This window comes from Streptomyces sp. YS-3 (genome assembly GCF_045257485.1).
Taxonomy (GTDB): domain Bacteria; phylum Actinomycetota; class Actinomycetes; order Streptomycetales; family Streptomycetaceae; genus Streptomyces.
This window is the reverse complement of sequence record NZ_JBJHPC010000144.1, coordinates 1-13,608: the sequence shown is the minus strand read 5'-3', so window position 1 is coordinate 13,608 and position 13,608 is coordinate 1. Positions and strand designations below refer to the sequence as shown.

At 72.0% G+C, this 13,608-nt stretch carries 10 protein-coding genes; 6 read left to right on the top strand and 4 right to left on the bottom strand.

Translation table 11 applies throughout. From position 1 onward, the window contains the following. The first annotated feature begins 69 nt into the window (after positions 1-69). The 3 genes from ACJA3G_RS14755 to ACJA3G_RS14745 are packed head-to-tail and all read left to right on the top strand — an operon-like array spanning position 70 to position 4,689. Positions 70-1,212: an acyl-CoA dehydrogenase family protein gene (locus tag ACJA3G_RS14755; protein WP_406553425.1), complete on the top strand. Its 1,143-nt coding sequence runs from the start codon at positions 70-72 to the stop codon at positions 1,210-1,212. Between the two features lie 19 nt (positions 1,213-1,231). Then, positions 1,232-2,446: an acetyl-CoA C-acetyltransferase gene (locus ACJA3G_RS14750; RefSeq protein ID WP_406553424.1), complete on the top strand. Its 1,215-nt coding sequence runs from the start codon at positions 1,232-1,234 to the stop codon at positions 2,444-2,446. A 50-nt stretch (positions 2,447-2,496) separates the two neighbouring features. Further along, entirely contained in the window at positions 2,497-4,689 is a 2,193-nt protein-coding gene (locus tag ACJA3G_RS14745; RefSeq protein WP_406553423.1) for a 3-hydroxyacyl-CoA dehydrogenase NAD-binding domain-containing protein, read from the top strand. 61 nt (positions 4,690-4,750) lie between these two features. Here the strand turns inward: ACJA3G_RS14745 and ACJA3G_RS14740 are convergent, their stop codons facing one another. Then, a complete protein-coding gene (locus ACJA3G_RS14740; RefSeq protein ID WP_406553422.1) occupies positions 4,751-5,494 on the bottom strand; it encodes a MerR family transcriptional regulator in 744 nt (247 codons plus the stop codon). Positions 5,495-5,588: 94 nt separating this feature from the next. Then, positions 5,589-6,572: a sphingomyelin phosphodiesterase gene (sph, locus tag ACJA3G_RS14735; protein WP_406553421.1), complete on the bottom strand. Its 984-nt coding sequence runs from the start codon at positions 6,570-6,572 to the stop codon at positions 5,589-5,591. A gap of 219 nt (positions 6,573-6,791) precedes the next feature. Between sph and ACJA3G_RS14730 the strand changes: the two genes are divergently transcribed. Then, a complete protein-coding gene (locus ACJA3G_RS14730) occupies positions 6,792-7,688 on the top strand; it encodes an oxygenase MpaB family protein (RefSeq protein ID WP_406553420.1) in 897 nt (298 codons plus the stop codon). Here the strand turns inward: ACJA3G_RS14730 and ACJA3G_RS14725 are convergent. After that, entirely contained in the window at positions 7,669-8,697 is a 1,029-nt protein-coding gene (locus ACJA3G_RS14725; protein ID WP_406553419.1) for a LacI family DNA-binding transcriptional regulator, read from the bottom strand. The genes ACJA3G_RS14730 and ACJA3G_RS14725 overlap by 20 nt on opposite strands. A gap of 163 nt (positions 8,698-8,860) precedes the next feature. Then, positions 8,861-10,351 carry a M1 family metallopeptidase gene (locus ACJA3G_RS14720; protein WP_406553418.1) on the bottom strand — a complete coding sequence of 497 codons (1,491 nt, stop codon included), beginning with the start codon at positions 10,349-10,351 and terminating at the stop codon, positions 8,861-8,863. Positions 10,352-10,543: 192 nt separating this feature from the next. On the opposite strand from ACJA3G_RS14720, the gene ACJA3G_RS14715 reads away from it, so the two are divergent. Then, a complete protein-coding gene (locus ACJA3G_RS14715; protein WP_406553417.1) occupies positions 10,544-12,538 on the top strand; it encodes a Xaa-Pro dipeptidyl-peptidase in 1,995 nt (664 codons plus the stop codon). Further along, on the top strand, positions 12,535-13,608 hold a 1,074-nt coding region (locus ACJA3G_RS14710; RefSeq protein WP_406553416.1), incomplete at its 3' end, for a M14 family metallocarboxypeptidase. The genes ACJA3G_RS14715 and ACJA3G_RS14710, both read left to right, overlap by 4 nt.

The following is a 13,608-nucleotide window of genomic DNA, read 5'->3' as shown; positions in this document are numbered from 1 at the left end:
CGCCCGCGACTGGGGTGTGCCGGAGCTCGCCGAGGCCGCAGACGCCGAGCCCACCAAGGAGAACGACCGTTGAAGCGGCAGATCTTCACCGCCGAGCACGACGCCTTCCGCGAGACCGTCCGCGCCTTCCTCGCCAAGGAGGTCCTGCCGCACTACGAGCAGTGGGAGAAGGGCGGCATCGTCGCGCGCGAGGCCTGGCTGGCCGCCGGACGCCAGGGCCTGCTCGGGCTCGCCGTGGACGAGGAGTACGGGGGCGGCGGCACCGCCGACTTCCGCTACAGCGCCGTCCTCTCCGAGGAGTTCACCCGCGCGGGCGTCCCGGGCCTGGCGATCGGGCTGCACAACGACATCATCGGGCCGTATCTGACCGGGCTGGCCACCGAGGAGCAGAAGCGGCGCTGGCTGCCGGGCTTCTGCGACGGCTCGCTGATCACGGCGATCGCCATGACCGAGCCGGGCGCCGGGTCCGACCTCCAGGGCATCGCCACCCGCGCCGAGGACAGGGGCGACCACTGGCTGCTGAACGGCTCCAAGACGTTCATCTCCAACGGCATCCTCGCGGACCTGGTGATCGTCGTCGCCAGGACGACGCCCGAGGGCGGCGCCCACGGTCTGTCCCTGCTCGTCGTGGAGCGGGGCATGGCGGGCTTCGAGCGTGGCCGCAACCTCGACAAGATCGGTCAGAAGTCCCAGGACACCGCCGAGCTGTTCTTCCACGACGTACGGGTCCCCAAGGACAACCTCCTCGGGGAGCTCAACGGCGCCTTCGTCCACCTCATGACCAATCTGGCGCAGGAACGCATGGCCATCGCCGTCGCCGGGATCGCCGCCGCCGAACACCTCCTGGAGATCACCACCCAGTACGTGAAGGAGCGCGAGGCCTTCGGGCGCCCGCTCGCCACCAAGCAGCACATCCGCTTCGAGATCGCGGAGCTGGCCACCGAGTGCGCCGTCACCCGCGCCTTCCTCGACCGCTGCATCGAGGATCACTCGAACGGGGAGCTGGACGCCGTGCACGCCTCGATGGCCAAGTGGTGGGCCACCGAGCTCCAGAAGCGCACCGCCGACCGCTGTCTGCAACTGCACGGCGGCTACGGCTATATGAGCGAGTACCGCGTCGCCAGGGCTTTCACGGACGGACGCATCCAGACCATCTACGGCGGGACGACCGAGATCATGAAGGAGATCATCGGTCGTTCCCTGCTCGGCTAACCCTCTGAAAGGCTTTTCCGTGAGCACCGAAGCGTATGTGTACGACGCGATCCGCACGCCGCGCGGGCGGGGCAAGGCCAACGGCTCCCTGCACGGCACCAAGCCGATCGACCTGGTCGTCGGACTGATCCACGAGATCCGCGGGCGCTTCCCCGGCCTCGACCCGGCGGCGATCGACGACATCGTCCTCGGCGTGGTCGGCCCGGTCGGCGACCAGGGCTCCGACATCGCCCGGATCGCGGCGATCGCCGCCGGGCTGCCGGACACCGTCGCCGGAGTCCAGGAGAACCGCTTCTGCGCCTCGGGTCTGGAAGCGGTCAACATGGCCGCCGCCAAGGTCCGCTCGGGCTGGGAGGACCTGGTGCTCGCGGGCGGCGTCGAGTCGATGTCGCGGGTGCCGATGGCCTCGGACGGCGGCGCCTGGTTCGCCGACCCGATGACCAACTTCGACACCAACTTCGCCCCCCAGGGCATCGGCGCCGACCTCATCGCCACCGTCGAGGGCTTCACCCGCCGTGACGTCGACGAGTACGCGGCGCTCTCCCAGGAGCGGGCCGCCGAGGCCTGGAAGGACGGGCGGTTCGCCCGGTCCGTGGTCCCCGTCAAGGACCGCAGCGGCCTCGTCGTCCTCGACCACGACGAGCACATGCGCCCCGGCACCACGGCCGACTCGCTCGCCGCCCTGAAGCCCTCGTTCGCCGCCATCGGCGAGATGGGCGGCTTCGACGCGGTGGCGCTCCAGAAGTACCACTGGGTGGAGAAGATCGACCACGTCCACCACGCGGGCAACTCCTCCGGCATCGTCGACGGCGCCGCCCTGGTCGCCATCGGCTCCCGCGAGGTCGGCGAGCGCTACGGCATGACCCCGCGCGCCCGGATCGTCTCCGCGGCCGTCTCCGGCTCCGAGCCCACGATCATGCTCACCGGTCCCGCCCCCGCCACCCGCAAGGCGCTCGCCAAGGCCGGGCTCACCATCGACGACATCGACCTCGTGGAGATCAACGAGGCGTTCGCCGGCGTGGTGCTGCGCTTCGCCCGGGACATGGGCCTCCCGCTCGACAAGATCAATGTCAATGGCGGCGCCATCGCCATGGGCCACCCGCTGGGCGCCACCGGCGCGATGATCCTCGGCACCCTCGTCGACGAACTGGAGCGCCGCGACCGGCGCTACGGCCTCGCCACGCTCTGCGTGGGCGGCGGCATGGGCATCGCCACCGTCGTCGAGCGTCTCTGACCGTCCTCTTCCCGGCCAATCCCGTTACGGAGCACCATCACATGGCAGTCATGTCGACGAGTACCACCATCCGCTGGGAACAGGACGAGACCGGCGTCGTCACCCTCGTCCTGGACGATCCCGACCAGTCCGCCAACACGATGAACCGGGCCTTCAAGGACTCCATCGCGGCCGTCGCGGAGCGCGCCGAGGCCGAGAAGGACTCCATCCGGGGCATCATCTACACCTCCGCCAAGAAGACGTTCTTCGCGGGCGGCGACCTCAAGGACATGATCCAGGTCGGCCCCGAGAACGCCCGGCAGGCGTTCGACACCGGTATGGCGATCAAGAACTCGCTGCGCCGCATCGAGACCCTGGGCAAGCCGGTCGTCGCCGCCATCAACGGCGCCGCGCTCGGCGGCGGTTACGAGATCGCCCTCGCCAGCCACCACCGGATCGCCCTCGACGCCCCCGGCTCCAAGATCGGTCTGCCCGAGGTCACCCTGGGCCTGCTCCCGGCGGGCGGCGGCGTGACCCGTACCGTACGGCTGATGGGCATCGCGGACGCGCTGCTGAAGGTGCTGCTCCAGGGCACCCAGTACTCCCCGCGCCGCGCGCTGGAGAACGGCCTGGTGCACGAGGTCGCCGCCACGCCCGAGGAGATGCTCGCCAAGGCCCGCGCCTTCATCGACGCCCACCCCGAGTCGCAGCAGCCCTGGGACGCACCCGGCTACCGCATCCCGGGCGGCACCCCGTCGAACCCGAAGTTCGCCGCCAACCTCCCGGCCTTCCCGGCCAACCTCAAGAAGCAGCTCAACGGCGCCCCCTACCCGGCGCCGCGCAACATCCTCGCCGCCGCCGTCGAGGGCTCCCAGGTCGACTTCGAGACCGCCCAGACCATCGAGGCCCGCTACTTCACCGAGCTGGTCACCGGGCAGACCGCGAAGAACATGATCCAGGCGTTCTTCTTCGACCTCCAGGCGGTCAACTCCGGGGCCAACCGCCCCCAGGGCATCCCCTCGCGCCCGGTCCGCAAGGTCGCTGTCCTCGGCGCCGGCATGATGGGCGCGGGCATCGCCTACTCCTGCGCCCGCGCCGGTATCGAGGTCGTCCTCAAGGACGTCTCGCTCGACGCCGCCCGGGAGGGCAAGGCGTACTCGGAGAAGCTCCTCGCCAAGGCGCTCTCGCGGGGCCGCACCACCGAGGCCAGGCGCGACGAACTCCTCGCCCGCATCACCCCGACCGCCACCGCGCGGGACCTGGCGGGCTGCGACGCGGTGATCGAGGCGGTCTTCGAGAACACCGAGCTCAAGCACAAGGTGTTCCAGGAGATCCAGGACATCGTCGAGCCGGACGCGCTGCTCTGCTCCAACACCTCGACCCTGCCGATCACCGGCCTCGCCGAGGGCGTGACGCGCCAGGCCGACTTCATCGGGCTGCACTTCTTCTCGCCCGTCGACAAGATGCCCCTGGTCGAGATCATCCGGGGCGAGCGCACCGGCGACGAGGCCCTGGCCCGCGCCTTCGACCTGGTCCGCCAGATCAACAAGACCCCGATCGTGGTCAACGACTCGCGCGGCTTCTTCACCTCGCGGGTCATCGGCCAGTTCATCAACGAGGGCGTGGCGATGCTCGGCGAGGGCGTCGAGCCCGCCTCCATCGAGCAGGCGGCCGGCCAGGCGGGCTACCCCGCCAAGGTGCTCTCGCTCATGGACGAGCTGACCCTCACCCTGCCCCGCAAGATCCGCGACGAGACGCGGCGGGCGGTCGAGGAGGCCGGCGGCGTCTGGCCCGGCCACCCGGCGGACGCGGTCATCGACCGCATGGTCGACGAGTTCGGCCGCACCGGCCGCAGCGGCGGCGCGGGCTTCTACGAGTACGACGGCGACGGCAGGCGCGTACGGCTCTGGCCGGGGCTGCGCGAGCACTTCGGCAAGCCGGGCGCGCACATCCCCTTCGAGGACATGAAGGAGCGGATGCTCTTCGCGGAGTCGCTGGACACCGTGCGGCTCTTCGAGGAGGGCGTCCTCACCTCGGTCGCCGACGCCAACATCGGCTCCATCATGGGCATCGGCTTCCCGGCCTGGACGGGCGGCGTGATCCAGTACATCAACGGCTACGACGGCGGCGCCCGGGGAGGGACCGGTCTGCCGGGCTTCGTGGCCCGCGCCCGCGAGCTGGCCGAGCGCTACGGCGACCGGTTCCTGCCGCCCGCGCTGCTGGTGGAGAAGGCGGAGAAGGGCGAGAAGTTCACCGACGCGTAGGACCGACGCGTGAGGACCGACATGTGGGGGGCGACGGGCGGGGGAGCGGATCCCCTGCCCGTCACCCCGCTTCGTCCTCCGCGCGGAACGCCGCCCGCAGCTCCTCCTTCAGCGAGCGCTGGAAGGCGGTGACCAGCGCCTGCACCACCATCGGCTGCATATGGGCGGACAGCGACCGCATCGCCGCCACATGGTCGGGGTCCGACTCCCGCTCCCGGTAGGGGTTCCACACCTCGTCCCGGAACAGCCGCGTCAGCTCGTGCGCGGCCGAGCGGGTGTGCTCCAGGAGCACGGTCCGGGCCGCGAGGATCGTCTCGTGTGCGATCGGTACGTCCAGGAGCTGCACCCCCAGCGCCAGCAGAGCGGGGTCGACCAGGAACGCGTCGCTCCTCCCCTCGGTCCGCTCCAGGACGCTCATCGCGGCCAGCCGGTCGAGGTCGTTGTCGGACAGCGCCCGCCCGGCCCGGCGCTCCAGCTCGGCCCGGGTCGTCTCCTCGGCCGCGTCCGGCGCCCAGGAGGCGACCACGGCCCGGTGGATGGCCAGGTCGTGCGCGCTGAGGCCGGGCGGCAACTGCTCCAGATACCGTTCGATCGCGGCCAGCGTCATCCCGTGGTGCTGCAACTCCTCGATCAGCGCGAGCCGGGACAGATGCGCCGGGCCGTAGTGGCCGACGCGCCGGGGTCCGATCGCGGGGGGCGGCAGGAGTCCGCGGGTGCTGTAGAAACGGATGGTGCGTACGGTGACCCCCGCCCGCGCGGCCAGTTCGTCGACCGTCAGGGTCGGCTCCTCGGTCTCCGTCGCCATGCGGTGCCTCGTTTCCCCGGGTGCGCGGTAGCGATGCAACAGTATTGCTGTCTCACCACTGTTGTCACCCGCCCGGGAAGGCCCGCCCGGCGGCTCAGCCGCCCGCGACCAGCGGGTAGTGGTCGGAGAGGTCGGTGTAGGTGTAGCTCTTGCCCCAGCTGCTCACCGTCCAGGGCGCCGACGCGGCCTTGACCACGGTGTTGTTCCAGCCGGAGGGACGGGCGTGCCCCTGGTAGTGCAGGACGTGGTCCAGGTCCTCGCGCGGCTCGCCGGGGTAGCGGTAGGCGGCGATCGAGTTGTCCACGGTGTCGAACGAGTACGGGTGGCCGGTGCGCGAGTCCGCCGCGGCCAGTCCGCCGTCGGCGAGCATCGAGGCGTACTCGGAGCCGTGCGAGTCCACGTTGAGGTCCCCGGCGAGCATGACCTCCTCGCCGGCCGGGATGTTCTTGGCGTCGAGGAACGCCTTGACCGCCTTGAGCTGGAGCGACCGGTCCCTGGCCGCCTCGCCCGCCCCGCACCCGGAGTCCGTGGACTGCAGATGGGTGCCGACGACGTGCACCTTGGCGCCGTTGACGTTCAGCACGACGTAGGCGATGCCCTTGTTGGACCACCAGTCCGCACCGCAGGCGTCCTTGAAGATCACCTGCTCCTTGCGCAGGATCGGCCACTTGCTGAGCACGGTGACGCCCCCGTCCTCGGGGGTGGTCGAGGAGTAGGAGCCGCTCGTCGCGTCCCAGCCGTCCTTGCTCCGGCCGACCACCGGGGTCTGGTACGGGTACTGGGCGGCGGCCGTCCGCTTCAGCGCGTCCGAGGCGGAGTTGTCGAACGCCTCCTGGAGGACCACCACGTCGTTGCCCTGGAAGAAGGGCGCGGCCGGTATCGCCTGGGCCCGGTGCTCCTGGCCCCAGTTCGGGTAGAGGGCGGTGCTCATCAGGAAGGTGTTGTAGGTGAGCACCTTCAGCCGGGGCACGTCCGCGGCGGCGGCCGACGCCGACGGGGCGGTGGCGGCCAGCGTGGCGGCGGTGAGCGCGGCGGCGAGGGCCGCGCCGGGGGCATGGCGGAGCGCGGAGTGCGGCACTGGAACTCCCGTGGGTGGGGTGGGGGTTGGACTGGCGCGCACATCAAACCAGCCGCGGTTACTTCGGGGTAACCGTCTGGTGGCGCCTTTCTTTCCGGGGCCGGAACGTGTGGACGATCATGCTCCGGCGCCCTCCGGCTCCCGTTTGCACCGTGGCCCCCGGTCGCCCCGGTGACAGATGGGAAATTATGTGATCTGTCATCTGGTAATCCTGGATACATGATCGAGAGCCGTACGCCGTCCGACCCCGCCCCGCCTCCGCCCGGCGGTGTCCTGTGGAGCCTCGCCGGCGACGTGCGGATGCTGCTGACCCTGCCCTCTGCCCTCACCCTCCAGGTAGCGCACCCGGCCGTGGGCGCCGGGGTCGACGAGCACTCCGTGTTCCGCACCGACCCCTGGGGGCGTGGCGAGCGGTCCCTGCGCTCCCTCCAGCTGTGGGTGTACGGCGGCGAGGCGGCCGTCGAGGAGGGGCGGCGGCTGCGCCGGCTGCACCGGACCATCCGGGGCACCGACGCCCGGGGCCGCGGCTACCACGCCCTGACCCCCGCCAACTACGCCTGGGTGCACGCCACCGGCTACCCCGTCTTCGCCCACTCCCAGAAGTATCTGAACCGCCCCCTCACCGAGGCCCAGGAGCGTCGGATGTACGCGGAGTGGCTGCAGGTCGGACGCGTCCTGGGCATCCACGACCGGGACATGCCGCAGACCATCGAGGAGTTCTGGCCGTACTACCGCAAGGTGCTGGCCGACGAGATAGCCACCAACACGGTCGTCGAGGAGCTCATAGCCGTCGACGCGAAGGTCCCCGCCCCCGACCGCGGCCCGCTCCCCGTCCGGCTGCTGCTCCGGCTTCTCTGGCCGGTGCTCCTGCCCCGTATCGCGCGCTTTAGGCGATTCGTGACGATCGGGTTCCTGCCGCCGGACGCCCGCGCGGCGCTGGGCCTGGAGTGGACCGACGCGCAGGAGCGCGGGCTGCGCCGGTTCGGGCGCGTGGTGCGGGCCGTCGTACCCGTACTGCCCGAGCGGCTGCGCTATCTGCCCCTGGCCCGGGAGGCGAGGGCGCGCTCGCGGGCCACCGGCGCCCGGCCGCGACGGCTCAGGCCGACGCCCGTCTGACCAGCGACGTCCCGGTGACGATCGTCGCCGGGGCGCCACCTGCCGCCTCGTCCGGGCCGCGCAGCAGCAGCCGGGCCATCAGCCGGCCCATCCCCTCGATGTCCTGGCGGACCGTGGTCAGCGGCGGGTCGGTGGTCTCGGCGACGCCGCGCAGATCGTCGAATCCCACCAGGGCCACGTCCTCGGGCACCCGGCGTCCCCGCTCGCGCAGTACCCGCAGCGCACCCGAGGCCATCAGGTCGTTGGCGGCGAACACCGCGTCCAGGTCCGGGCGCCGCTCCAGGAGCCGGGCCATCGCCCGGGCCCCGCTCTCCGCCGTGAAGGCGCCCTCCTCGACCGGCCCGGCGCCGGGCAGCACGTCGTGGAACCCGTCGAGCCGGTCCGTCGCCGAGGTCTGGTCGCGCGGCCCCGCGATGTGCGCGATACGGGTGCGGCCCAGCGCGAGCAGATGGCGCACGGCCTGCCGGGCGCCTCCCCGGTTGTCGGCGTCCACGTACGGGACGGGCTCCTCGCCCGGCGCCACCGGCCAGCCCGGGCGGCCCCCGTACACCGTCGGCATCCCTGTCCTGCGGGCGATCGCGGGCAGCGGATCGTCGGTGTGCAGCGAAAAGGCGAGCGCGCCGTCGACGTGGCCGCCCGCGAGAAAGCGCTCGATCCGGCCGTAGTCGCCCGGACCCTCCACCAGGAGCAGCACCAACTGGGTGTCGTGCGCGGTGAGTTCCCTGCTGATGCCCCGGAGCTGCTGGGAGAAGAACGGGTCGGAGAAGATCCGGATCTCCGGCTCGGGAATGATCACGGCGACGGCGCCGGTGCGGCGGGTGACCAGGGTCCTGGCCGCGTGGTTGGGCACGTACCCCAGCTCCTCGACGGCCCGGCGCACCTTGTCGGCGAGCGGCGGCCGTACGCCCGCCCCGCCGTTGACGACCCGGGAGGCCGTGGCCCGCGAGACGCCGGCCCGCGCCGCGACGGCTTCCAGCGTGGGGCGGGGGCCCGGGTGCTGCTCGATCAAGGCGGGTGCTCCTCGTGCGCGCGGCCGTGGCGTCGTGCCACGCACAGCGTAGGGGGCGCGGAGAGTTCCGCCGAGGGCGCGTGATCCGGGCCTGGTGACCCCGCGCCCCCGAAGGGACGCGGGGAACCGCGCGGCCGAACCGCCGTCGGGTGCGGCGCAGTGCTCAGCGGTGGTCGTGGAGGCCGTTCGTCGCCGCGATCTTCTTCCAGGACTTCGGCTGGGCGAGCGGCACACCGGCCGCCACCCTGGCCTTCTTGGCAGCCGGGGCCGCGGGCTTCGAGGGCTGGTACAGCCAGGTGTCGAAGAGCCCGGCCAGCGGCTTGCCGGTGATCTTCTCCGCGTACCGCACGAAGTCGCCCACGTTGGCGTTGCCGTACCGGTGGGCCGTGGGCCAGCTCTTCAGGAGCGCGAAGAAGCTCTGGTCGCCGACCGCGTTGCGCAGCGCCTGGATGGCGAGCGCGCCCCGGTCGTAGACGGCCAGGTCGAACTGGTTCTCCGGGCCCGGGTCGCCCGGCGCGACCTTCCAGAACGGGTCGTCCGCCGGGTGCTGCGCGTACACGTAGTCCGCGAGCTCCTGCGCGGTGCCCTCGCCCTCCTTCTCCGACCAGAGCCACTGGGCGTAGCGGGCGAAGCCCTCGTTGTTCCAGATGTCCTTCCAGCCGTCCACCGAGACGCTGTCGCCGTACCACTGGTGGGCCAGCTCATGGACGACGACCGAGACGTTGGAGCCGCTCGCGAACTGCTTGGGGCTGTAGTACGGCCGGGTCTGCGTCTCCAGGGCGAAGCCGGTGGTCACGTTCGGCACATAGCCGCCGACCGAGTCGAACGGATACGGCCCGAAGACGCCGCTCAGCCACTCGGCGACCTCCTTGGTGCGCTCGACGCTGGCGCGCGCGGCGCCGTCGTTGTCGCCGAGGTCCTTGCTGTACGCGTTGATCACCGGCAGGCCGGCCGCGGTGGTGTCGCTGGTGATGTCGAACCTGCCGATCGCCAGCGTCGTCAGATAGGTCGCCTGCGGCTTGTTGGAGCGCCAGTTGTAGCGGGTCCAGCCGAGCTTGGAACTCTGCGACTGGAGCGTGCCGTTGCTGATGGCCTGGGTGCCGTCCGGCACCAGCACCGACACGTCGTAGGTGGCCTTGTCCAGCGGGTGGTCGTTGGAGGGGAACCACCACACGGCCGAGTCGGGCTCCTGCGCCGCCACGCCGCCGTCCGGGGTGCGATGCCAGGCGGTGTACCCGTCGATGCTCAGCTCGGACGGCTTGCCCGCGTACTTCACCACCACCGAGACCGACCTGCCCCGGGGCAGCGGCGCGGCCGGGGTGATCTCCAGCTCCTGGGCGCCGGACCGGGCGTACTTCGCCGGGGTGCCGTTCACCCGCACCTCGCTGACCGCGAGCCCGAAGTCCAGGTTGAAGCGGGAGAGGTCCTGGGTGGTGGTGGCGAGGAGGGTCGCCGTGCCCTCCAGGAGGTCGGTCGCCGGCTGGTACTTCAGCCGCAGGTCGTAGTGGGAAACGTCGTAACCGCCGTTGCCGCTGCTCGGGTAGTAGGGGTCACCGATACCCGGCGCGCCCGGAGTGAAGTCGGTGGCCGATGCCGGGATCGCCAGCAGCAGCGACGCGGCGAGCACGCTCGGGGCGAGGATTCTGCGGTGCACGGGAGCTCCAAGTCGTCGGGGTGAACGATCTCTTGGGACCCTATTCAGCGCATGCCCGGCAAGTCATGTCCATGGCCCCTGCTGTCACACGATCGCCATTGCGCCGACATGGTGACCTGCTCGCCCCGGACCCCTTCCCGACCGTGCCCGCCCCCTTTTGCACGGGAGTTGACGGGAGTACCGTCCGCTTCCATGCCGATTCCTGCGCGCTCCAGCCGCACCAGGTTCAGATCGCTTCGGGCGCCCGGTCGGGCGCGCCTGCTCGTGGTGACGGTCGCGGCCACCCTGACGGCCCTGTTCCTCTCCCCGGTGGGCGCCCAGGCGGCCCGCGCCGAGGAGAGCACGCCCATCTACTCGTACGAGAACGCGATACGCGAGTCCGTCTGGGTGGACACCCGGCTCGACGCGGACGGCGACGGCAGGAGCGACCGGGTCGCCGTCGACATCGTCCGCCCCCGCGAGCCCGCGAGCCGGGGCCGCCGGGTTCCGGTCATCATGGACGCCTCGCCGTACTACTCCTGCTGCGGGCGCGGCAACGAGAGCCAGCTCAAGACGTACGACGCCCAGGGCCACGTCGTCCAGATGCCGCTCTTCTACGACAACTACTTCGTACCGCGCGGCTACGCCTTCGTCGGCGTCGACCTGGCCGGAACCAATCGGTCGGACGGCTGCTCCGACATCGGCGGCCCCTCCGACATCCAGTCCGCCAAGGCGGTCGTGGACTGGCTGAACGGCCGCGCCCGCGCGTACACCACCCGCACCGGTGACCGGCGGGCGAGCGCGGGGTGGAGCAACGGCAGGACCGGCATGATCGGCAAGAGCTGGGACGGGACGATAGCCAACGGCGTGGCCGCCACCGGCGTCGAGGGCCTGAAGACCATCGTCCCCATCAGCTCCATCTCCTCCTGGTACGACTACTACTTCGCCCAGGGCGCCCCGCTCTACGACTCCGGGCCCGACTGGCTCGCCCAGTACGTCGAGAGCCCCGGGGCACGGGCCCACTGCGACGCCGTGCAGCGCAAGCTCGTCGACGGGGCCCCGCGCACCGGCGACTGGACGCCGCTGTGGAGCGCGCGCGACTACGTGGCGGACGCGGGCAGGGTGAAGGCGAGCGTGTTCGTGGTGCACGGCATGCAGGACCTGAACGTCCGCCCCAAGAACTTCGGCCAGTGGTGGGACGCGCTGGCGGCGCACGGCGTCGAGCGCAAGATCTGGCTCTCCCAGACCGGGCACGTCGACCCCTTCGACTACCGCCGCGCCGACTGGGTCCCCACCCTCCACAAGTGGTTCGACCACTACCTCCTCGGCTACGACAACGGCATCGAGCATGAGCCGATGGCCGACGTCGAGCGCCACCCCGACCAGTGGTCCACCGACCGGACCTGGCCCCCGGCCGGCACCCGCGACGCCGTGCTGCGCCCGGTGGCGGGCTCCGCGCCCGGCGTCGGCGGCCTCGCCCTGAAACCCGCGCCCGCCGGGGCGACCGAGACGTTCACCGACGACCCCCAGCTGGGCGAGGCCGGGTGGGCGGCGGCCGTGGACCGCTCCACCCCCGAGAAGGCCGGGTTCGTGACCGGGCCGCTCGCCGCCGACCTGCGGCTCTCCGGCTCCTCCACGGTGACCGTCACCGCCACCCCGAGCACCACCAGCGCCCACCTCTCGGCGGTCCTGGTCGACCTCGGCCCCGACACCATCCGCGACTACGGCGGCGACGGCGAGGGCATCCTCACCGGCACCGACCGCACCTGCTGGGGCGAGAGCACAGCCGGGGACAGCGCCTGCTTCAAGGTCACCCGCGCCGACACCAAGGCCGTCGACCTCACCGTGTTCAGCCGTGGCTGGGCCGACCTCGGCAACTACGCGGGCGGCACCGGACAGCCGCTGACCCCGGGCAAGGCGTACACCATCACCCTCGACCTGCACGCCACCGACCACGTCGTCCCGGCCGGCCACCGCCTCGCGCTGATCGTCGCGGGCACCGACCGGGATCTGATCGACCCGCCCGCGAGCCGCCCCACCCTCACCCTCGACCTCGCCCGCACCTCGGCGAAGCTGCCGCTCCTCGGCGGTACGGGAGCGTTCCGGCGGGCCACCTCCGGCGCCCCGCACTCGGTCGCGCCCAAGGCCCCGCACCCGGCCGGGGTCGCGGTACGGCGCCCGGCGCACCCGGTCCCGGGGGCGCGATGAGGGCCCGTACGCTCCTCCTCGGCCTCACCGGGGCCGCGCTCGCCGTGCCCCTGGTGACGGTCCCGGCGCGGGCGACCGCGAGCCCGCCCCGTACCGGCTTCGAGACCAGCGCCGGGGCGCGCTGGACCGGGGAGACGGAGGAGCGGGACTTCCTGGCGGCCGTCGCCCGGGGCAGCGACCGCGTCTCGGTCACCCGCATCGGCACCACCACCCGGGGCCGCCCGCTCCAACTGGTCCGCGTCGGCGGCGGGCACACCGCGAACCGGGTCCTGCTGGTGTGCGGCCAGCACGGCGACGAACCGGCGGGCCGGGAGGCCTGTCTGACCACCGTCCGCGACCTCGCCTACGCCAAGGACCCGGCGACCCGGCGGCTGCTGGACCGCACCACCCTCTACGTGGTGCCCACCGCCAACCCGGACGGCCGGGCCGCCGACACCCGCGTCAACGCCGACGGCGTCGACATCAACCGCGACCACCTCGCCCTGCGAACCGCCGAGGCACGGGCCGTGGCAGCCGTGCTCCGCGACGAACAGCCCGACGTCGTCTACGACCTGCACGAGTACAGCGCCACGCCCGGGTACTACGACAAGGACCTGTTCGACCTGTGGCCGCGCAACCTCAACACCGCCCCGGCGGTGCACGAGGAGGCCCGGACCCTGTCCCAGGCGTACCTACGGCGTGCCGCCCGCGCGGACGGCTTCTCCACCGGCACCTACGGCATCTGGACCGACCCGGTCACCGGCGAGCCGGTCAAACAGGTCGCGGGCGACGGCCAGGAGCGCATCCTGCGCAACACCGCGGGCGTCAAAAACGCCGTGGGCCTGCTCATCGAGAGCCGCGTCGACCCGGCGACCGACGCCGAGCGGGCCGACCCGGCGCTCAACAACCGGCGCCGGGTCGTCTCCCAACTGAGCGGACTGCGCGGCCTGCTGGACTTCACGGCCGAGCGCCGGGGCAGCGTCGAGGCCGCGACCACGGCCGCCCGCCTCGCCGGATACCGCGACCGGGGACCCGTCTACCTCGGCGGCGCGGACAACGAACCCGCCACCCCCGCGCAGACCCTCACCGAC

Coding starts and splice junctions, on each gene's coding strand:
- ACJA3G_RS14730 (WP_406553420.1), top strand. CDS start 6,792: ATGATCGAGAGCCGTACGCCGTCCGACCCCGCCCCGCCTCCGCCCGGC.
- ACJA3G_RS14715 (WP_406553417.1), top strand. CDS start 10,544: ATGCCGATTCCTGCGCGCTCCAGCCGCACCAGGTTCAGATCGCTTCGG.
- ACJA3G_RS14745 (WP_406553423.1), top strand. CDS start 2,497: ATGTCGACGAGTACCACCATCCGCTGGGAACAGGACGAGACCGGCGTC.
- ACJA3G_RS14740 (WP_406553422.1), bottom strand. CDS start 5,494: ATGGCGACGGAGACCGAGGAGCCGACCCTGACGGTCGACGAACTGGCC.